The organism is Mycobacterium sp. P4_H6, from assembly GCF_056400845.1.
This window is the reverse complement of record NZ_JBFUKN010000006.1, coordinates 100,441-119,670: the sequence shown is the minus strand read 5'-3', so window position 1 is coordinate 119,670 and position 19,230 is coordinate 100,441. Positions and strand designations below refer to the sequence as shown.

20 protein-coding genes are annotated in these 19,230 nt (G+C 68.7%); 13 read left to right on the top strand and 7 right to left on the bottom strand.

Going from position 1 to position 19,230, the window contains the following annotated elements:
* On the top strand, positions 1-1,731 hold a 1,731-nt coding region (locus AC1DTF_RS04450), incomplete at its 5' end, for a YhgE/Pip family protein (protein WP_477473192.1).
* On the opposite strand, the gene AC1DTF_RS04445 is transcribed toward AC1DTF_RS04450, so the two are convergent.
* Positions 1,728-2,135 (bottom strand): DoxX family protein, encoded by a 408-nt coding sequence (locus tag AC1DTF_RS04445; RefSeq protein ID WP_477473191.1) that lies wholly within the window; start codon positions 2,133-2,135, stop codon positions 1,728-1,730. The genes AC1DTF_RS04450 and AC1DTF_RS04445 overlap by 4 nt on opposite strands.
* A gap of 75 nt (positions 2,136-2,210) precedes the next feature.
* Positions 2,211-2,621 carry a DoxX family protein gene (locus tag AC1DTF_RS04440; protein ID WP_477473190.1) on the bottom strand — a complete coding sequence of 137 codons (411 nt, stop codon included), beginning with the start codon at positions 2,619-2,621 and terminating at the stop codon, positions 2,211-2,213.
* A gap of 197 nt (positions 2,622-2,818) precedes the next feature.
* Between AC1DTF_RS04440 and AC1DTF_RS04435 the strand changes: the two genes are divergently transcribed.
* Together AC1DTF_RS04435 and AC1DTF_RS04430 are read left to right on the top strand one after the other, a co-directional pair.
* Positions 2,819-3,523 carry a response regulator transcription factor gene (locus AC1DTF_RS04435; RefSeq protein ID WP_057168617.1) on the top strand — a complete coding sequence of 235 codons (705 nt, stop codon included), beginning with the start codon at positions 2,819-2,821 and terminating at the stop codon, positions 3,521-3,523.
* Positions 3,520-5,016, top strand: coding sequence for a sensor histidine kinase (locus AC1DTF_RS04430; protein WP_477473189.1), 1,497 nt, complete (start codon positions 3,520-3,522; stop codon positions 5,014-5,016). The genes AC1DTF_RS04435 and AC1DTF_RS04430 overlap by 4 nt, the downstream gene beginning before the upstream one ends.
* Here AC1DTF_RS04430 and AC1DTF_RS04425 read toward each other — a convergent pair.
* Positions 4,995-6,449 carry an acetyl-coenzyme A carboxylase carboxyl transferase subunits beta/alpha gene (locus AC1DTF_RS04425; RefSeq protein WP_057168436.1) on the bottom strand — a complete coding sequence of 485 codons (1,455 nt, stop codon included), beginning with the start codon at positions 6,447-6,449 and terminating at the stop codon, positions 4,995-4,997. The genes AC1DTF_RS04430 and AC1DTF_RS04425 overlap by 22 nt on opposite strands.
* A gap of 26 nt (positions 6,450-6,475) precedes the next feature.
* On the opposite strand from AC1DTF_RS04425, the gene AC1DTF_RS04420 reads away from it, so the two are divergent.
* The 6 genes from AC1DTF_RS04420 to AC1DTF_RS04395 are packed head-to-tail and all read left to right on the top strand — an operon-like array spanning position 6,476 to position 13,003.
* Positions 6,476-7,210: an enoyl-CoA hydratase gene (locus tag AC1DTF_RS04420; RefSeq protein ID WP_477473188.1), complete on the top strand. Its 735-nt coding sequence runs from the start codon at positions 6,476-6,478 to the stop codon at positions 7,208-7,210.
* Entirely contained in the window at positions 7,210-8,304 is a 1,095-nt protein-coding gene (locus tag AC1DTF_RS04415) for an MBL fold metallo-hydrolase (protein WP_477473187.1), read from the top strand. The genes AC1DTF_RS04420 and AC1DTF_RS04415 overlap by 1 nt, the downstream gene beginning before the upstream one ends.
* Before the next feature lie 18 nt (positions 8,305-8,322).
* Complete coding sequence (locus AC1DTF_RS04410; RefSeq protein ID WP_477473186.1) at positions 8,323-9,903, top strand: serine hydrolase; 1,581 nt, start codon at positions 8,323-8,325, stop codon at positions 9,901-9,903.
* A complete protein-coding gene (locus tag AC1DTF_RS04405) occupies positions 9,900-12,308 on the top strand; it encodes a cation-translocating P-type ATPase (RefSeq protein ID WP_477473185.1) in 2,409 nt (802 codons plus the stop codon). Before AC1DTF_RS04410 ends, AC1DTF_RS04405 begins: the two co-directional genes overlap by 4 nt.
* A 9-nt stretch (positions 12,309-12,317) precedes the next feature.
* A complete protein-coding gene (locus tag AC1DTF_RS04400; RefSeq protein WP_477473184.1) occupies positions 12,318-12,569 on the top strand; it encodes an antitoxin in 252 nt (83 codons plus the stop codon).
* Between the two features lie 2 nt (positions 12,570-12,571).
* Positions 12,572-13,003 (top strand): type II toxin-antitoxin system Rv0910 family toxin, encoded by a 432-nt coding sequence (locus AC1DTF_RS04395; RefSeq protein ID WP_057168430.1) that lies wholly within the window; start codon positions 12,572-12,574, stop codon positions 13,001-13,003.
* A gap of 32 nt (positions 13,004-13,035) precedes the next feature.
* Here the strand turns inward: AC1DTF_RS04395 and AC1DTF_RS04390 are convergent, their stop codons facing one another.
* Positions 13,036-13,476, bottom strand: coding sequence for a cupin domain-containing protein (locus AC1DTF_RS04390; protein WP_477473183.1), 441 nt, complete (start codon positions 13,474-13,476; stop codon positions 13,036-13,038).
* 42 nt (positions 13,477-13,518) lie between these two features.
* On the opposite strand from AC1DTF_RS04390, the gene AC1DTF_RS04385 reads away from it, so the two are divergent.
* On the top strand, positions 13,519-13,953 hold the full coding sequence (locus tag AC1DTF_RS04385; RefSeq protein ID WP_477473182.1) for a hypothetical protein: 435 nt from the start codon (positions 13,519-13,521) through the stop codon (positions 13,951-13,953).
* Positions 13,950-14,540: a GNAT family N-acetyltransferase gene (locus AC1DTF_RS04380; protein ID WP_477473181.1), complete on the top strand. Its 591-nt coding sequence runs from the start codon at positions 13,950-13,952 to the stop codon at positions 14,538-14,540. Before AC1DTF_RS04385 ends, AC1DTF_RS04380 begins: the two co-directional genes overlap by 4 nt.
* On the opposite strand, the gene AC1DTF_RS04375 is transcribed toward AC1DTF_RS04380, so the two are convergent.
* From AC1DTF_RS04375 to AC1DTF_RS04365, 3 genes are read right to left on the bottom strand one after another with little or no spacing between them, the layout of a single operon-like run.
* Entirely contained in the window at positions 14,511-15,350 is an 840-nt protein-coding gene (locus tag AC1DTF_RS04375) for a winged helix-turn-helix transcriptional regulator (protein ID WP_477473196.1), read from the bottom strand. The genes AC1DTF_RS04380 and AC1DTF_RS04375 overlap by 30 nt on opposite strands.
* Positions 15,351-15,373: 23 nt before the next feature.
* The gene (locus AC1DTF_RS04370; protein ID WP_477473180.1) at positions 15,374-16,861 is read right to left on the bottom strand and encodes a carotenoid oxygenase family protein; all 1,488 of its coding nucleotides are present in this window, start codon (positions 16,859-16,861) and stop codon (positions 15,374-15,376) included.
* Complete coding sequence (locus AC1DTF_RS04365) at positions 16,858-18,063, bottom strand: acetyl-CoA acetyltransferase (RefSeq protein ID WP_477473179.1); 1,206 nt, start codon at positions 18,061-18,063, stop codon at positions 16,858-16,860. Before AC1DTF_RS04365 ends, AC1DTF_RS04370 begins: the two co-directional genes overlap by 4 nt.
* Positions 18,064-18,195: 132 nt before the next feature.
* On the opposite strand from AC1DTF_RS04365, the gene AC1DTF_RS04360 reads away from it, so the two are divergent.
* Positions 18,196-18,618, top strand: coding sequence for an RNA polymerase sigma factor (locus tag AC1DTF_RS04360; RefSeq protein ID WP_477473195.1), 423 nt, complete (start codon positions 18,196-18,198; stop codon positions 18,616-18,618).
* On the top strand, positions 18,615-19,202 hold the full coding sequence (locus AC1DTF_RS04355) for a methylated-DNA--[protein]-cysteine S-methyltransferase (protein ID WP_477473178.1): 588 nt from the start codon (positions 18,615-18,617) through the stop codon (positions 19,200-19,202). The genes AC1DTF_RS04360 and AC1DTF_RS04355 overlap by 4 nt, the downstream gene beginning before the upstream one ends.
* Positions 19,203-19,230 lie beyond the last annotated feature (28 nt).

Sequence of the window (19,230 nt, the reverse complement as noted above, 5' to 3'; positions counted from 1 at the left end):
GCCACCGAGGCCGCCGACGGGGTGAGCAGCGGCAAGTACTACTTCTCGGTGACGCTGCCGCAGGACTTCAGCGCCGACGTCGCCTCACCGTCCGGCGACTCGCCGCAGCAGGCGCGCATCGACTTCAAATTCAACGACGCCAACAACTACCTGGGGTCGATCATCGGGCAGAACGCCGCCCGCGAGGTGATCAACCAGGTCAACGCGAGCATCGGGCAACGCACCCTGGAGACGGTGCTGACCGGGCTGACCGACGCCGGCGACGGACTGGTGAAGGCCGCCGACGGCGCGCAGCAACTGGCGTCCGGCAATGCCGAGGCCAACGACGGCGCGCAGCGGCTGGCTTCGGGTGCAGACCAGTTGACCGCCGGACTCGTTGTGGCGCGCGACGGTTCGGCTGAGCTGATGGCCGGTACCCGGCAACTGGCCACCCGGGTGGACTCGGCCACCGGGCCGTTGCTGGAGATGCTGGACCGGGCGGGCGGTCTGCAACTCGACCCCGACGAGGTCGGTCTGCTGGCGCAGCGTCTCAGCGGCGCAGTGCGTTCCACCACCGACCGGATCGCCGCGCTGAACATCGATCAGGTGCAGGCCGCGGCCATCGTCGACCAGGCGCTCGGCTTGCTGCAGACCAACCCGGACCCGACGGTGCGCCATGCCGGCGACGTACTGGCCGGGGCGCAGCGGCTGCTGCGGACCAACGGTATCGACCCGGCCACCGATGATGGACTGATCCGGCTGCGCGACAGCGCGTCCCGGCTGGAGGGGGAACTCGGGGACCCGAACAGCAAGCTGCGGGTGTTCATCACCCGGGCGCTCAACGGTGGCTTGCGCAGCGATGTCGCCGCCCTGAAGGACGGGGTGGACCGGCTCGACACCGGTGCGCATCAGCTCAACAGCGGCCTGGTGCAACTGGCCAACGGTGGCGGTCAGTTATCCGATGGGGCAACGCAACTGGCCGATGGCACGCAGAAACTGGCCGACGGCAGTGCCGAGTTGGCCAGCAAGCTCAAGGAGGGCTCGGCGCAGGTGCCGAACTGGACGCCGCAGCAGCGCACCGACGTCGCCCGAACCTTGGCCGCGCCCGTCAGCCTGGAGTTGCAGACCGACAATCCGGCCGCCACCTTCGGCACCGGGTTCGCCCCGTTCTTCCTGCCGCTGGCATTGTTCATCGGGGCGCTCATCATCTGGATGTTGTTGAAGCCCATGCAGTCCCGACCGATCGTGCACGGCCTCGGTGCCCTGCGGGTGGTGCTGGCATCCTACTGGCCCGCGCTGTTGATCGTCGTCTGCCAGGTCTCGGTGATGTATGTGGTGGTGCACTTCGGGGTCGGCCTGCAGGCCAGGTACCCGCTGGCGACGGTGGCGTTCCTGCTGCTGATCGGTGCCACGTTCCTGGCCATCATCCAGGCGTTCAACGCGTTGTTCGGGGTGTCGGTGGGACGGGTCGTGACGCTGGCGTTCCTGATGCTGCAACTGGTGTCGGCGGGCGGCATCTATCCGGTGGAGACCACGGCCAAACCCTTCCAGATACTGCATCCGTTCGACCCGATGACCTACGCCGTCAACGGTTTACGGCAGACCATCGCCGGCGGGTTCGACTCCCGGATGGTGGTGGCGATCGCGGTACTCGGTGGGCTGCTCATCGCGGCGCTGGCCGCCAGTTCGTGGGCGGCGCGCCGCGACCGGCAGTACACGATGGAGAGGTTGAACCCGCCGATCGAGGTTTAGCGGCGCAGCGCCAGCGCACCCGGGCCGGTGAACACCAGCAGCGCGAAGATGAAGCTGTACAGCGCCGCGGTCTCTCCGCCGTTGTCGATGGGCCAGAAGCCGTCCGGGAAGTGCTTCCAGAAATAGGCGACCGCCATCACGCCCGAGGAGATGAACGCCGCCACCCGGGTCAGCACACCGGCCGCGATGAGCAGCCCGAACACCACTTCCAGCACCGCCGCCCACCAGCCCGGCCAGGCGCCGAAGTCCACCGTCGAACCGCTGGGAACGCCGAACAGTTTGACGGTGCCGTGCATGGCGTACATCAGGCCCACCAGGATGCGGAAGACGCCCAGCGCGGTGGGCACTCTGGAGGTCAGCGGGTCCTTGAATTGTGCGACGTTGGCAATGGTGGATGTGGCCATGCGTCAGATGTTGGCACGCGTGTACCGGAAAGTGGTGGCTACATCCAGCGCTCAGAGATATTGCGCTTCAGTCAATTAGCGGCGGGACACCGCGAGCGACCCGGGTCCGACGAAGACCAGCAGCAGGAAGATGAAGCAGTACAGCACCGCGCTCTCACCACCGTTGTCGATGGGCCAGAAGCCATCCGGGAAATGCCGCCAGAAGTAGGCGACCGCCATCATGCCGGAAGCGATGAACGCGGCCGCCCTGGTCGCCAGGCCCACCGTGATGAGCAGGCCGAGGACGATCTCGAGCACGCCGGCCCACCACGCCGGCCAGGCGCCGAAGGCCACCGGGGAGCCGCTGGGGAACGCGAACAGTTTCGCCGTCCCGTGCATCGCGAACATCAGCCCGACGAGGATGCGGAAGATGCCGAGCGCGACACCGGAGTTCGACGACAGGCGGGTGTCGACCGTCGATGTCGAGCGGGCGGTGGAGGTGGACATGATGTTCGACCCTTTCGTGGGATGTCGGCCAGGGGCCAAGTCTTCTGGCTGGACGGGCACCGGACGCGACTCTCATAGACGATTCAAATGTCGGAGTGGGTGCCCGCGCGGTAGACAGCGGCGACAATGGTCCGGTGACGTCCGCACCGACCGATGGCCAGGGGCCGCGCCGCGCCATCCTCGGTCAGCTGCCGCGGATGTACCGCGCCGACGGCTCACCGATCAGGGTGCTGCTCGTCGATGACGAACGCGCGCTGACCAATCTGATCAGGATGGCCCTGCAGTACGAGGGCTGGGAGATCGACGTCGCCCACGACGCCGCCGAAGCGGTGGCCAAGTATCGCGCCGCCACCCCTGATCTGYTGGTTCTGGACATCATGCTGCCCGATACCGACGGCCTCGGCGTGCTCGCCCAGATCCGCGAATCCGACACCTACACCCCGACGCTGTTCCTCACCGCCCGCGACTCGGTGGCCGACCGGGTCAACGGGCTGACCGCCGGCGGCGACGACTACATGACCAAACCGTTCTCGCTCGAAGAACTGGTCGCACGGCTACGCGGATTGCTGCGGCGCACCGCCTATCTGACACCGGCCGAGGACGAATCGCTGACCGTCGGTGACCTTTCCCTCGATGTGGCCAGCCGTGCGGTGACCCGCGGTGGCGAGCCGGTGGCCCTGACCTCCACCGAGTTCGACCTGCTGCGGTTCATGATGCGCAATCCGCGACGGGCATTGGGCCGCAACGAGATACTGCAACACGTGTGGGACTACGACTTCGGCGGCAAGACCAGCATCGTCGATCTGTACGTGTCCTACCTGCGCAAGAAGCTCGACACCGACCGCGAACCGATGATCCACACCGTGCGCGGTGTGGGCTACCTGCTGCGCGCCGCGCCGTGAAGCGCATCTGGCGCAGCTGGACCCTGCTCAAGCAGCTGGTGGTCGGCGTCTCGGTGGTGGTGATGCTCGCGATGGCGACCATCGGGGCGGCGTCGGTGGTGACGTTGCGGTCCTCGGTGCTGGGCATCATCGACGCCCAACTCGCCGGCGCGGCGCAAGGCTGTGTCAGTTCGGTGATCAAGTACCGCAGCACACCGGGACCCGGCGGTCAGCTGCCCGCACCGGGTGCCATGAAGCCCCTGATCAATCTGATCGGGCAAGCGCCGGGCAACGTCGTCGTCCTGATCCAGGGCGGGCAGGCCGTCGATTCGGCACACTTCGGCGACGGCGATGCCGAGCAGGCGCCGCCGGATGCGGTGCGCACGATCGCCGAGATGTCGTGGGTCGACCCGCAGCCCCGCAGCGTCGAGCTACCCGGTCTGGGCTGGTACCGCATGGTCGGGCGACCCGGTGACGGGAACGAGGTCCTGGTCACCGGGGTGTCACGGACCCCGGCCTGGGACGCGATGATCCGCGAGACGGCGGTGGTCTCGGCGATGACACTGCTGGCGCTGGTGGTCACCGCGCTGAGCACGCTGGCCGTCGTGCGGTTCGCGCTGCGCCCGCTGAACCGGGTGTCGGCGACCGCCGCGGAGGTGGCGGCGCTGCCGCTGGACCGCGACAACCACGCCATCACCCCGCGGGTACCCGCCGGTGACACCGATCCGCGCACCGAGGTCGGCCTGGTCGGCGCCACCCTGAACACCCTGCTCGATCACGTCGAACACGCACTGTCCGATGTCGCCGCGTCCGACCGACGGATGCGGCAGTTCATCACCGACGCCAGCCACGAGCTGCGCACCCCGCTGGCGGCCATCCACGGGTACGCGGAGCTGACCAGGCAGGACAGCGCAGCGCTGCCGAAGATGACCGAGTACGCGCTGGCCCGGATCGAGGGGGAGGCGAGCCGGATGACCACACTGGTCGCCGACCTGCTGTTGCTGGCCCGCCTCGACGAAGGTCAGGACCTGGAACGGACGGAGGTCGACCTCTCCGAACTCGTGGTCGACGCCGTCAACGACGCCGCGGTGTCCGCACCGTCGCACCGCTGGCTGGTCGACGTGCCCGACCATCCGGTGTGGGTGCTCGGCGACCGGGCCCGGCTGCATCAGACGGTTGCGAACCTGCTGTCCAACGCCCGGGTGCACACCCCGGAGGGCACCACCGTGCGGACCGCGATCGTCACCGGCCCGGCGCATGTGCAGCTCAGCGTTGCCGATGACGGACCCGGTATCGAGGCCGAGCTGCTGCCGCACCTGTTCGAACGGTTCGTGCGCGCCGACAAGTCGCGGTCCCGGGAGGCGGGCAGTTTCGGTCTCGGCCTGTCCATCGTGTCGTCCATCGTGGAGGCGCACGGCGGCACCATCGATGCTCAGTCAGGTTCGGGCCGAACAACTTTCAGCATCCGCATCCCCACCGTCGAGGCGCCCGTCTACAGCCCGATGCGCCGGTAACGGTGTAGCCGGGTGCCGACCCGCTCGATGTCGGACATGGCGCGCAGCCGGTAGAGCTCGTCGGCGATGGACGCCGACAGCCGTGCGGTGAAGGCCATCGGTTCGTCGGCGGCGTCGTCGAGTTCGGGGACGATGGCGTCGACGATCCCGTTGCGCAGCAGATCCGCTGACCGGATCCCTTGGGCGGCAGACAATTCCGGCGCATGATCGGTATCGCGGAACACGATCGCGCTGGCCCCTTCCGGCGGCAGCGGCGCCAGCCAGCCGTGCTGGGCGGCCAGCACCCGGTCGGCGGGCACCATCGCCAGCGCCGGGCCGCCGCTGCCCTGACCGAGCAGCACCGACACCGTCGGGACCTCGAGTGTCACCAATTCGGCCAGGCAGCGCGCGATCTCACCGGCCAGGCCGTCCTGCTCGGCGTCCACGGACAGCGCCGGGCCGGCGGTGTCGATGAACGACACCAGCGGCAACCGCAGACCGCCGGCCAGCGCCATCCCGCGGCGTGCCTCGCGCAACGCCTCGGGGCCCAGCATGCCGAGCCGGCGCTGACCCAGCACCACCGCGGGCTGGCCGCCGAACCGGGCCAGCGCCAGCAGCGTCTGACCGGAACTGGTGTTGGTCGCGGAGAGCACCACCGGGTCCGTCGTGCCGTGCCGCAGCACGTACTCGGCGCCGGGACGGTCGGGCCGCCGGGAGGCCAGCACCGAATCCCAGGCCGGGATGTCGGCGATCTCGGTGAGTTCAGGTGCCGGCGGCGGCGGGCCGGGCGGATCGAGGATCACCGCCAGTGTGCGGTTGAGCACCGAGCGCAGCGCCTCCAGCGGCACCACCCCGTCGATGACGCCGTGCCGGTACAGGTTCTCCGCGGTCTGCACCCCGGGCGGGAACTTCTCGCCGTAGAGGTGCTCGTACACCCGGGGGCCGAGGAAGCCGATCAGCGCACCGGGTTCGGCGGCGGTGACGTGCCCGAGCGAACCCCAGGATGCGAACACCCCGCCGGTGGTGGGGTGGCGCAGATACACGATGTAGGGCAGATGTTCGCGCTTGTGCAGTTCGACGGCGGCCGCAATCTTCACCATCTGCAGGAAGGCGACGGTGCCCTCCTGCATGCGGGTGCCCCCGGAGGCGGGGGAGGCCAGCAACGGCAACCGCTCGGCGGTGGCCCGGGTGATCGCGGCGGTGATCCGCTCGGCGGCGGCCACCCCGATCGAGCCGGCCAGGAAGTCGAACTCGCAGGCCAGCACGGCCACCCGCCGTCCATGGACGGTGCCCTCGCCGGTCAGTACCGATTCGTCCAGACCCGATTTCTCGGCGGCCGCGGCCAGTTCCGCGCGGTAGGAATCGGACTGGGCAACCTGCAGGGGTGCGCTGTCCCAACTGCGGAAGGACCCCTCGTCCAGGACGGCGTCACGTAGTGCCAGCGCGCTGCTCACACGAGAAGGCTAATAGGCTGGGGTCCATGATTGGAGTGACCCGCGACGGCAACGTCGTCACCCTGGAAATGCAGCGCCCTGAGCGCCGCAACGCGCTCAACGCCGCACTCGTCGACGGCCTGCGCGAAGAGATCGAGAAAGCCGCTGTTTCGGATGCCCGCGCCATCGTGCTGACCGGGCAGGGTTCGGTGTTCAGCGCCGGCGCCGATCTGTCCGACGCCGAGGGTGTGGCGCAGGAACTGCCGGACAAGATCACCGCGTTGAACCTGGCCATCGATGCCAGCCCGGTGCCCGTCGTCGCGGCGCTGAACGGCCCGGCAATCGGGGCTGGGGTCATCCTGTCGATGATCTGCGATCTGCGGGTCGCCGCCGCAGGCACCTACTTCCAGTTCCCGATCGCCAAGTACGGTTTGGCGCTCGACAACTGGTCGATCCGCCGGCTGGTGTCCCTGGTCGGGCACGGCCGGGCCCGCGCCATGCTGATCGCCGCCGAGCGCCTCGACCTCGACACCGCGGCGCAGACCGGCATGGTCAACCGGGTCGGCGACCTCGCCGCAGCGCAGGCATGGGCCGCCGAGATCGCCGGTTTCGCACCGCTCTCGGTCGCGCACTCCAAGCGCGTTCTCAACGATGACGGCGCCTACGAGGAACCGTGGCCGGCCCACAAGGAGGGCTTCGAGAAGGCCTGGGCCAGCCCGGACGTGATCGAAGCCCAGGTCGCCCGGATCGAGAAGCGCGCACCAAACTTCTACGGCGCCTGATGTTCGCGCAGGCGGCCCGGTTGCTGGGCGGTACCGCGGCAGTGGTCGCCGGCGGCTGGGTGCTGCGAGCGGTGCAGGGCGCGCCGTCCGCGCTCGGCGCCGTCGACATCGGCCCAGCGGCCAAGAAGTCGCCGAACTATGACGGCGGTGTCTTCGTCAACCGGGAACCGGCCTCGCCGGCGCAGCTCACCCGGGCCGATCAGTTCGCGCTGGTGCGTGACATCCTGACCGGCGGCCAGCAGCAGCGCCCGCCCCGGGAGATCCCGCTGGTCCGCCCAGCCGTCGACACCGCGCCCGCGGATCTGGCCGTCACCTGGTACGGCCACTCCTCGGCGCTCATCGAGGTCGACGGCTACCGGGTGCTGGCCGACCCGGTGTGGAGCCAGCGGTGCTCGCCGTCCCGGGTCATCGGGCCGCAGCGCCTGCACCCGGTGCCCGCCGAACTCGACGAGCTGCCCGCCATCGATGCGGTGATCATCAGCCACGACCATTACGACCATCTCGACATCGACACCATCAAGGCGCTGGCCCGCACGCAGCGCGCCAAGTTCTACGTGCCCCTCGGCATCGGTGCGCACCTGCGTACCTGGGGTCTGCCGGCGGAGCGGATCGTCGAACTGGACTGGGATGAGGGCGCCGAACTCGGATCGATCCGCCTGGTGTGCACCCCGGCCCGGCATTTCTCCGGCCGCTTCCTGACCCGCAATGTGACGCTGTGGTCGTCCTGGGCGGTGATCGGCCCGCAACACCGCGTGTTCTTCGGTGGTGACACCGGGTACACCGCCGGGTTCGCCGGGATCGGGGACGCCTACGGGCCGTTCGACCTGACCCTCATGCCGATCGGCGCGTACCACCCGGGCTGGCCGGACATCCACATGAACCCGGAGGAGGCGGTGCGCGCGCACCGCGACGTCACCGACACCGGGCTGCTGGTGCCGATCCACTGGGCGACGTTCCGGCTGGCCCCGCACCCGTGGTCGGAGCCGGTGGAGCGGATGCTGAAGGCCGCCGCCGCCGAAGGGGTACCGGTGGCGACGCCGAAACCGGGTGAGCTGGTCAGTGCATTCACGATCAACCCATGGTGGCGGGACTGACCCGATAGCGTTGACGCCGTGAGACTGATCTTGAGCGTCGCCGCGGCGGTTGTGCTGTTGGCTGGTTGCGGGGCTTCGAACACAGCGCAACCGGCTGACCCGCCCCCGCCTCCTGCTGCGGCCCCGGCCGATCCGGTACCGCCGCCGCTGGTGCCGTCAGGGCCGCTGCCGGAGAACGCGGTGGACAATGCCGTCGCGCAGCTCGACGGTATCGCTGCGGACCTGATGTCGAAGTCCGGCGTCCCCGGGATGGCGGTCGCCGTCGTGCACGGCGGAAAGACCGTGTACGCCAAGGGTTTCGGTGTCAAAGATGTCAAGACCGGTGAACCGGTGGACCCCGACACGGTGTTCCAGCTGGCGTCGGTGTCGAAGTCGCTGGCCTCGACGGTGGTCGCCCAGCAGGTCGGTGCGGACGCCATCGAATGGGACACCCCGGTGGTGTCCAAACTGCCGTGGTTCGCGCTGTCGGACCCCGCCGTCACCCCGATGGTCAGCGTCGGTGATCTGATGTCGCACCGCTCCGGTTTACCCGACCACGCCGGGGACATCCTGGAGGACATCGGCTACGACCGGCGCGCCGTGCTGGAGAAGCTTCGCCAGCTGCCGCTCGATCCGTTCCGAATCTCCTATGCGTACACCAACTTCGGCTTCACCGCCGGTGCCGAGGCGGTCGCCGTCGGCGCGGGTAAGCCCTGGGAGGCGCTCGCCGATGACGTGCTGTTCGGCCCGCTCGGGATGGCCGCCACCAGCTACCGGTTTGCCGATTACGAACGCCGGCCGAACCGCGCCGTCGGGCACATCCGGACGGCGCAGGGTTTCGAACCGGCCTACGTGCGCAACGCGGACGCCGAAGGCCCGGCGGGCGGGGCGAGTTCGTCGGTCAACGATATGACCCGGTGGCTTTCCATGGTGCTGGCCAACGGAAACCACGACGGTAAGCAGATCGTCGAGGCCGATGCGCTGCTGCCCGCGCTGACCCCGCAGGTCGTGTCCAGTCGGGGGACCGAACCGGCGATGCGGTCCGGCTTCTACGGGTTCGGCTTCAACGTCGGGTCGACGTCGGGGGCGCGCACCGAGATCAGCCACTCCGGTGCCTTCGAATTGGGTGCGGGCACGAACATCCTGCTACTGCCGTCGGCCGATGTCGCGATCGTCGCGCTGACCAACGCCACACCGTCGGGGGTGCCCGAGGCGCTCAACGCGTCCTTCGCCGATCTGGTGCAGTTCGGCCAGGTTCGGGAACCGTGGTACGAGCTGTACAGCTCCCGGCTGCTGCCGATGAGCGACCCGGTCGGCTCGCTGGTCGGACAGCAACCGCCGGCCAAATCGGTACCGGCAGCGGCATTGTCGACCTACACCGGCACCTACGACAACGAATTCTGGGGACCGGCGCGGGTCACCGAACGCGACGGCCGGCTGCGCCTGGCGCTCGGGCCCAAGCTGGACGTGGAGCTGACGCACTGGGACGGCGACGTCTTCACCTTCGAATTCGTCACCGAGAACGCGCCCCCGGGAACGATTTCCAAGGCCACCTTCGACGGCGTGAAGTTGACGCTGGAGTACTTCGACGACAACCACAACGGGGTGTTCTTCAAGTGACGACGACGATCACCGGGCTGTCCGATGCCGAGGTCGCCCAGCGGGTGGCCGACGGCAAGACCAATGACGTGCCGACCCGGGCAGCACGCAGCGTCTCGGAGATCGTGCGCGCCAACGTGTTCACCCGCATCAACGCGATCCTCGGTGTGCTGTTCGCCATCGTGGTGGCCACCGGTTCACTGATCAACGGGCTGTTCGGACTGCTGATCGTCGCCAACAGCGCGATCGGCATCATCCAGGAACTGCGCGCCAAACAGACCCTGGACAAGCTGGCCATCGTCGGGCAGGCCAAACCCGTGGTGCGCAGGCAGTCCGGGACGCGTGCGCTCGCGCCCAGTGAGGTGGTGCTCGGCGATGTCATCGAGGTCGGCCCCGGTGACCAGATCACCGTCGACGGGGAAGTGCTGGAGGAGAACAACCTTGAGGTCGACGAGTCGCTGCTGACCGGCGAGGCCGACGCGATGGCCAAGGATCCCGGTGACACGGTGATGTCGGGCAGCTTCGTCGTCGCCGGCTCCGGTGCCTACCGGGCCACCAAGGTCGGGCGGGAGGCCTACGCCGCCCAGCTCGCCGAGGAGGCCAGCAAGTTCACCCTGGTGAAATCCGAACTGCGCACCGGCATCAACAAGATCCTGCAGTTCATCACCTACCTGCTGTGGCCGGCCGGCGCCCTGATCATCTACACCCAGCTGTTCACCACCGACGCCGGCTGGCGGGAGTCCGTGCTGCGGATGGTCGGTGCGCTGGTGCCGATGGTGCCCGAGGGCCTGGTGCTGATGACGTCCATCGCGTTCGCCGTCGGCGTGGTGCGACTGGGGCAGCGCCAGTGCCTGGTGCAGGAACTGCCCGCCATCGAGGGCCTGGCCCGGGTCGACGTGGTGTGCGCGGACAAGACCGGCACGCTGACCGAGAACGGTATGCGGCTGTCCGAACTCAAGGCGCTCGGCGCCGGCGGGCAGGAGCGCAGCGACCGGGGGATTGTCACAGCCGACTGCGCCACGGTGCTGGCCCAGCTGGCCGCCGACGACGCCCGGCCCAACGCCAGCATGGCGGCCATCGCCGAGGCCTATGACACCGCACCGGGCTGGACGGCCACGGCGTCGGCGCCGTTCAAGTCGGCCACCAAGTGGAGCGGCGCGTCCTACGGCGAGCACGGCAACTGGGTGATCGGCGCCCCCGATGTGCTGCTCGACCCGGCCTCGCCGGAGGCCGAGGAGGCCGAGCGGATCGGCGCGCAGGGCCTGCGGGTGCTGCTGCTGGGATCGTGCGAGCACTCGGTCGATGCACCGGACGCACCCGGCACCGTCACCCCGGCCGCGCTCGTCGTGCTGGAACAGCGGGTGCGCCCGGACGCCCGTGACACGCTGGATTACTTTGCCTCCCAGCAGGTCACGGTCAAGGTGATCTCCGGGGACAACGCCAAATCGGTGGGTGCGGTGGCCGGGACGCTCGGCCTGCACGGTGAGACGCTCGATGCCCGTCAACTCCCCGAGACTTCTGACGAGCTCGCCAGTGCCGTCGACCAGTACACCACCTTCGGGCGGGTGCGCCCGGACCAGAAACGGGCCATGGTGCACGCCCTGCAGAGCCGTGGGCACACCGTGGCGATGACCGGTGACGGCGTCAACGATGTGCTGGCCCTCAAGGACGCCGATATCGGCGTGGCGATGGGATCGGGCAGCTCCGCATCCCGCGCGGTGGCCCAGATCGTGTTGCTGGACAACAAGTTCGCGACGCTGCCGCATGTGGTGGGCGAGGGCCGCCGGGTGATCGGCAATATCGAACGGGTCTCCAACCTGTTCCTGACCAAGACGGTGTACTCGGTGCTGCTGGCCGCACTCGTCGGCATCGGCGGGTTGTCGGCCAAGCTGTTCGGGTCCGATCCGCTGCTGTATCCGTTCCAGCCGATCCACGTCACCATCGCGGCCTGGTTCACCATCGGCATCCCGGCGTTCATCCTGTCGCTGGCGCCGAACTCCGAACGGGCCCGCCCCGGTTTCGTGCGACGGGTGATGACCTCCGCGCTGCCCGCAGGCGTCGTCGTCGGCCTGAGCACGTTCATCTCCTACCTGCTGGCCTATCAGGGCCGCGGCGCCACCGATGTCGAGCAGACGCAGGCCTCCACCACGGCGCTGATCACCCTGCTGGTGGCCTCGGTGTGGGTGCTGGCGGTGGTGGCCCGCCCCTACGAGTGGTGGCGGATCGCGCTGGTCGCGGTGTCCGCGCTGGCCTATGTGGTGATCTTCTCCATTCCGCTGGCCCAGGAGACGTTCCTGCTGGATCCGTCCAATCTCGCGCTGACCTCGATGGGGCTGGTCATCGGTGCGGTGGCGGCGGTGATCATCGAGGTGGCCTGGTGGGTGGAGGGCCGATTGTCCGGTGAACCCCGCCGGCTCTGGCGCTAGGGTTGGGTCATGAGTTTCTTGAACAAGATCAAAGGCCTGGTGGCGAAGAACGCCGACAAGGTCGACACCGTGATCGACAAGGCCGGTGACCTGGTCGACAAGAAGACACAGGGCAAATACGCCCAGCACGTGGACAAGGTGCAGGACGCCGCCAAGAAGGCCGCCCGCGACCAGGCCGGTGGCCAGCAGGTGCCTCCGACCCAGCAGTCGGGCCAGGTACCGCCGGCCAACGAGCCGCCGACGGCCCCGCCGGCCTCCTAAGGGTGGCGAAGCTTTCCGTCTCCGTCGACGTCCCGTTGTCGCCGGAGCAGGCGTGGGAAGCGGCCTCGGACCTGTCCCGGTTCAAGGAGTGGCTGAGCATCCACAAGATGTGGCGCTCGGCGCTGCCCGAGACGCTGGACAAGGGCACCGAGATCGAGTCGATCGTCGAGGTCAAGGGCATGCTCAACCGCGTGCACTGGACCATCGTCAACTACAAGCCGCCGGAGTCGATGACGCTCAACGGCAACGGCGTCGGTGGGGTGAAGATCAAGCTGATCGCGCGGGTCAAGCCCGTCGCCGACGGTGCCTCCGTGCAATTGGACATTCATCTGGGCGGGCCGGCGCTGTTCGGCCCGATCGGGATGGTGGTCGCCGGGGCGCTCAAGAGTGACATCCGGCAGTCACTGGACCAGTTCAAGAAGGTCTTCTCGTAGGCTGCGGTGAATTCCGTTACGGCACTGCGGTACTAACCCGCGCTCAGTGCGAAGTCGGCGAAGTCGAAGCCCGGCACCACCACACAACTGACCAGAGTCGGCTCGTCGTCACGCGGACGCGCCCGCTGCCAGTGCCCGGGCGGCACCACCGACTGCGGCTGCTCGCCGGCGGCGATATCGGGTCCCAGCACCACGGTGTGCGCCGAGTCCTGTTCGCGGCCGACCTCCAGAAGCAGCGGGCTGCCCCGGTGGTGCATCCACAGCTCGGCGCTGCGCACGGTGTGCCAGGCCGATTGCTGGCCGGGCATCAGCAGGAACAGGATGGCCGTTCCGGCGCGCCGCGGTCCGGTGTAATCCGACGGGAGCGCCGACTGCGGGAACGTCAGCTCACTGCGCCAGGTTTCGCGGTACCAGCCCCCTTCGGGGTGCGGGGACAGGTCGAGCTGGCGGGCCCATTCGGGTAGTTCCGTCATGGGGACCCAGGGTACGCAGCGCGACCCGATAACCTGAGGCGCATGGCTCGATTGCGTCCCGGCTGGCTGGTTGCGTTGTGCGCGCTGGTCCTGGCGGTGAGTGCCTGGTTGCCGTGGCTGACCACCTCCGCCGACGGCGGCGGTCGGGCCAACGCGATCGGCGGCAAGGTCGGCGCCATCGGGGTGCCGCCGCCGGGCTTCGGGGTCGGCCAGCTGATTGTGCTGCTGGCGGCGACGCTGATCGTGGCCGCCGCGATGGCTGCCCGGCAGCTGTCGGCGCGGCTGGCATCGTCTGCGGCACTGGCGGTTTCGATGATCGTGGCCGCACTGATCGGCTGGTACTTCCGGCTGTACGTGCAGGCGCCGGTGGCCGCCGGGTACGGCATGTACCTGGCCGCGGCGATGACGATACTGGCCATCGTGCTGTCCGTGCTGGCGATGGTGGTCGCCTGGGCGCAGACCGGGGCGCACCGATGAGCTTCGTGGAGCCGGTGGTGCTGACCGGGCAGCGCTGGGTCACGCTGGAACCACTGCAGGCCGGGCACGCCGCCGAGATCGCGGCGGCCGCCGCGGACACCGGGGACCTGTGGTTCACCAAGGTGCCGACACCGGACACCGCCGCCGAATGGGTGCAGACCAGGCTGGCCGACCCGAGCGTCTTCACCTTTGTGGTGCGCGCCCTGGACGGCACCGTGATCGGGTCGACGAGCTACCTGAACATCGACGGACCCAACCGGCGTCTCGAGATCGGCGCCACCTGGTATGCCGCCACGGCCCGGCGGACCGGGGTGAACACCGAGGCCAAACTGCTGTTGCTGACGCACGCTTTCGAGGTGCTCGGCTGTGTGGCCGTCGAGTTCCGCACCCACTTCTTCAACTCGACCAGCCGGGCCGCGATCGAGCGCCTGGGCGCCAAGCTCGACGGCATCCTGCGCAGCCACCAGTTGCTGGCCGACGGGTCGCGCCGCGACACCGTGGTCTATTCGATCCTGGACATCGAATGGCCGGCGGTGCGCAACAATCTGCGGTCCCGCTCAGACCGCCACGACCCCGGACCCGTGTAGCGGCTCGCCGCACTGATCACACGCCAGCTGTGCGGTGAACTCACTGCCGCAGGCAGTGTGGGTGACGTGCACCGCCGGCCCTTCGTCGGTGACGTACCAGTGCTGGGCCCAGTCCAGTGCGGTGAGGATGATGGGCAGCACCGCGCGCCCCTTCTCGGTGAGCCGGTAGCCGCCGTCGAGCACCCCGTTGGTGACCAGGATCTGCAGCCGGTCGGTCAGCGATCCGGGCGGCGCCCCGAGTTGGCCGGCGAAATCGGTGAACCGGGTCGTACCGACGAAGGCGGCCACCATGATCGCGAACGCCCAGCGGTTGCCCAGGATGCTCATGGTCTGCGGGAACAGGTCGGCCTGGGTGGYCCGGTCGTTGTGCGAACGGCGCCGGGTGGATCCCACCGGCATCGAGCGCGGCCAGGAACCGCTCGGACCCCATTGCGCGACAAGGTGTTTCTCGTCGGTCTCCAGGCTGCAGGCGCGGCAGGTCAGCTGCGGGGAGAAGTCGCGGGTGCAGTCGTTGTGGCGCATGGCGGGCAGTGCATGCTCGGGCACCCATCGGCGCTCCCATGCCCAGATCGCCACCAGCACCGGCCACAGGGCCTGACCGCGCGCGGTGAGCAGATACTCATAGCGGGTCGGCCCGGACTGGTACTGGCGCCGGGTCATCAGGTCGTGTTGGACCATGGCGACCAGACGCCGTGTCAGCACCGAATGTGAGATGGGCAGCCGTTCCATGAACTCCCCGTACCGGGAGGCGCCCAGCAGACCCTGCTGAACGATCAGCAGGGTCCATTCGTCGCCGAGCAGCCCGAGCATCCGGGCGACGGCGTTGGGTTGTGTCACTCGCGCCAGCGCCTCAGCTCCGAGCCGGGTGCCCAGGTGGAGTGCGTGCCACTGGAGATCCGTTCGGGCAGCGCTAGTTTGCACACCGGACCGTCCGACACCCGGGCGGCGTCGAACACCAGGCAGTAAGAGGCGTCAGCGTTCATGTCTGTGGTGAGGGTGATCAGGTAGCCGTCGTCCTCGCCGCTACTGCCGACGCGGGGCGCCATGGCGGTCTCGCTGCCGTAGACGCCGTCGGCGAAGGCGTACCGTTGCTCGGCGCCGGTGTGCAGATCGTGGCGGACCAGACCGTCGAACAGGAACCACCCCGGCTTGCCGGTGGCGGCGTAGGTGTAGCGGTAGGGGCGGCCGGCGAAGCCGGAGTTGATCATCCCGAATTCGGTGATGCTGTCCGACAACTGCTCTTCCCGGGTCTGGCCGGTGACGAGGTTGAACCGCCAGCGGTGCAGCCTGGTCTGCATCCCGTCCAGCGACAGCCCACGGAAGATGCGCTGCCACTTGGGGTTCATCCCATTGTCGAAACCCTCGGTGGGCTCGGGTTCGCCCTGGAAGAAGCCGTCCAGCACGATCTCGTCGCCGTCCTCGTAGGCATTGGTGAAATGCAGGACGTAAGTGGTGTCGGCCTCGAACCATCGGACATCACCGGACCCGCCGCGCCGCGGCAACACCGCGAACCGGGACGGCATGTCGCGGTGCAGGCGCGGAATGTGCGCGTTGTGCTTGAGGAACTCGGCATCCCAGAACAACGGAAAGTCGTTGAGAATCACGTAGTTCTCGGTGAACGCCATATCGTGCGGCAGTCGGGGCCCGGGCAGTTCGACGTCGACGTAGTGCACGATCGCGTTGTTCTCGTCGACCACCCCGTAGTGTAGGTAGGGGGCGTCCTTGCCGTAGTTGAAGAACAGCAATTCACCGGTGGCGTCGTCGACCTTCGGGTGCGCCGAGACCCCCAATCCGGCCGGGGCCCAATCCTGTTTGCCCAAGGTCTCACCGGTGTACGGGTCGAGGCGGTACAGGTCGCCGCACTGGTAAAAGCTACTGAGCGCGACACCGCGGTGCACGGCGACATCCGTGCTCGACGCGTCCTTCATCAGGGTGCGCGCGCCCCAGCCGTAGTCGCGTTTGGCGAACTCCACCGGCTCGGCGATCCCGGGCCACAGCGGACCGGCGGCCTCGTTCTCGGCCAGGAAACCGTCGGTGCGGATGAACCTGTTGCGATAGCTTGCCTTTCCGTCCCGGAAGCTGACGATGTGCAGCATGCCGTCACCGTCGAATGGGTGGTAGGCCTTGAACGCCGGGTGCAGCGGGTTCTCGGTGTTGCGCAGGTACACCCCGTCCAGGTCGGCCGGGATCTCGCCTTCCACGGCCAGCAGGTCGTCGGCGTCCCATTCGCTGGTCTGCGGGCGCCAGGCGCCGGTGCGGTAGGGATGATCGTCGTCCGGGGGCAGGGTGGACGCGAACTTGGCGACGAGATCGGCGTTCACAGAACCTCCAGGGTCGAACCGACGACAAAGCTGACGGTGGTGGCGGTGCTGCCACCGAAGTTCAAGGTGCCGAACGTCTTTGCGCCCTCCACCTGGTACGCGCCCGCGGTACCGCTGACCTGTTTGGCGGCGTCGAGCAGCATCCGGATACCGCTGGCGCCGACAGGGTGCCCGCCGCCGATCAGCCCGCCGCTCGGGTTGATGGGCAGCCGCCCACCGATCTCGATCTCGCCGTTCTCGATGGCCTTCCAGGACTCGCCCGGCCCGGTCAGCCCGATGTGGTCGATCGCGAGATACTCACTGGGCGTGAAACAGTCGTGCACCTCGAAGCCATCGAGATCATCGAGGCCCACCTGGGCGCGGCCGAACGCGTCGAGCGCGGCGGCACGCACATGCGGCAGCACGTACGGATCGTCGGCGGCGCGGTCCAGTTTCTGCTGCAGACCCAGACCCACGGTGCGGTGGCCCCAGCCGTCGATGCGCCCGATCGGCCGGGCGTCGGGGTGATCGCGCAGGAAGTTGTCGCTCACCAGCACCACCCCGGCACCGCCGTCGGTCATCTGGCTGCAGTCCAGTCGCCGGATCCGACCTTCCACAACGGGATTGGATGCCGTGTCGACAACCCATGAGCGGGTCTGGGCGTTCGGGTTGGCGCGCGCGTTGGCGTAGTTGAGCATGGAGATGGCATCGAGGTGGGTGTCATCGAGGCCATACCGGCGGTCGTACTCGTCGGCGACCCGGCTGAACATGTACGGCCACATGAAGGTGGCGTCGTCGCCCTCGTGTCCGGTCCAGGCGGCCGCGCCGAGGTAGGCGGCCGCGGTGTCGCCGGGCACCGTCCTCTCCAGTTCCACGCCGATGACCAGGGCGCTGTCATAGGCCCCCGACCGCAGATCGGCGACGGCGGCCAGTACCGCGACACTGCCCGAAGCGCAGGCCGCCTCGTGCCGGGAGGACGGGACGTCCCACAAGGCCGGTTCGACGGTGGCCGGCATGGCGCCGAGGTGACCTTGCGCGGCGAACATCTCGCCGAAGGCGTTGGCGACGTGCACGACGCCGATTTCGGTGGCCGGCGTCCGCGCGGCGTCCAGCGTCTCGCGGACGACCTCGGCCGTCAGGTCGGCGAGGTCGTGGCCCTCTCGATGCAGGTTGCGGGCGTAGTCGCTCTGATAGCCGCCCAGGATCCACACGTTGGCGCCCATGCCGCCGACGCTACTACAACTAAGAGAGTGAGTCGGGCTGAACTCGGCATCTCACGTTCCGGTCCAGGGCGGCGTCTACACAATGTGACTGTGCGACGACCATTCGAGGACATCGTGACCGAGTACGGGCCGATGGTGCTCCGCGTGTGCCGGGCGGTCGTCGGCCCGACCGACGCCGAGGACGCGTGGTCGGAGACGTTCCTGTCCGCCATGCGGGCCTACCCGCAGCTCGACGCGGGCGCCAACGTGGAGGCCTGGCTGGTGACCATCGCGCACCGCAAGGCCATCGACATCGGGCGCGCGGTCACCCGGGCGCCCGATCCTGTCGACGCCGTTCCCGAGACCGGGCACACCGACCACCATGACCCGGACCTGTGGGCGGCGCTGGAGGCGTTGCCGGACAAACAACGCCGCACGCTGGCCTACCGCTACCTGGCCGGCCTGCCCTATGCCGAGATCGCGGATCTGCTCGGCGGATCCACCGACGCCGCCCGCCGCGCCGCGGCCGACGGCATCAAGACGCTGCGCACGACCTACCTCAAGGAGGAAGCATGACCGAGATCTTCGACGGCATCGACGCCGACGCCGACACCCTGGCCCGGCTGCACCGGCGCCTCGAGCGTTCGGCTCAGGACGCAGACCTGCTCGACGTGGCCTACCGAACCCTGGACACCGCCGTCGGCCGGCTGCTGCTGGCGACGACACCGCTCGGTCTGGTGCGGGTGGCGTTCCTCGATGTCGACGGCGACGCGCTGGAGTCCTTGGCCAAGCGGATCAGCCCGCGCATCCTGCACGCCCCGGCCCGCCTCGACGATGCCGCCACCGAGATCGAGGAGTACCTCGCCGGCCGGCGCACGGAGTTCGACCTGCCGCTGGATCTGCGGCTGGCCGACGGCTTCCGCCGCCAGGTGATCGAGCATCTGCGCGATATCGGCTACGGGCGCCGTGAGAGCTACGCGACCGTCGCGGCGGCAGTCGGCAACCCCAAGGCCGTCCGGGCGGTGGGCACCGCGTGTGCACGTAACCCGCTGCCGCTGGTGATCCCATGCCACCGGGTGGTGCGCACCGACGGGTCGATCGGGCAGTACGCCGGCGGAGCGGCCGCCAAGACGACGCTGCTGGAGTTGGAGGCGGCATGAGTGTGGCCCTGTTCGACGAGCGTGCGTA

Excerpts from the sequence above, each read along its gene's own strand:
- AC1DTF_RS04420 (WP_477473188.1), top strand. The coding sequence starts at position 6,476 with ATGATTGGAGTGACCCGCGACGGCAACGTCGTCACCCTGGAAATGCAG.
- AC1DTF_RS04445 (WP_477473191.1), bottom strand. The coding sequence starts at position 2,135 with ATGGCCACATCCACCATTGCCAACGTCGCACAATTCAAGGACCCGCTG.
- AC1DTF_RS04385 (WP_477473182.1), top strand. The coding sequence starts at position 13,519 with ATGGCTCGATTGCGTCCCGGCTGGCTGGTTGCGTTGTGCGCGCTGGTC.
- AC1DTF_RS04360 (WP_477473195.1), top strand. The coding sequence starts at position 18,196 with ATGGTGCTCCGCGTGTGCCGGGCGGTCGTCGGCCCGACCGACGCCGAG.
- AC1DTF_RS04400 (WP_477473184.1), top strand. The coding sequence starts at position 12,318 with ATGAGTTTCTTGAACAAGATCAAAGGCCTGGTGGCGAAGAACGCCGAC.
- AC1DTF_RS04440 (WP_477473190.1), bottom strand. The coding sequence starts at position 2,621 with ATGTCCACCTCCACCGCCCGCTCGACATCGACGGTCGACACCCGCCTG.
- AC1DTF_RS04355 (WP_477473178.1), top strand. The coding sequence starts at position 18,615 with ATGACCGAGATCTTCGACGGCATCGACGCCGACGCCGACACCCTGGCC.
- AC1DTF_RS04415 (WP_477473187.1), top strand. The coding sequence starts at position 7,210 with ATGTTCGCGCAGGCGGCCCGGTTGCTGGGCGGTACCGCGGCAGTGGTC.
- AC1DTF_RS04390 (WP_477473183.1), bottom strand. The coding sequence starts at position 13,476 with ATGACGGAACTACCCGAATGGGCCCGCCAGCTCGACCTGTCCCCGCAC.
- AC1DTF_RS04365 (WP_477473179.1), bottom strand. The coding sequence starts at position 18,063 with ATGGGCGCCAACGTGTGGATCCTGGGCGGCTATCAGAGCGACTACGCC.
- AC1DTF_RS04380 (WP_477473181.1), top strand. The coding sequence starts at position 13,950 with ATGAGCTTCGTGGAGCCGGTGGTGCTGACCGGGCAGCGCTGGGTCACG.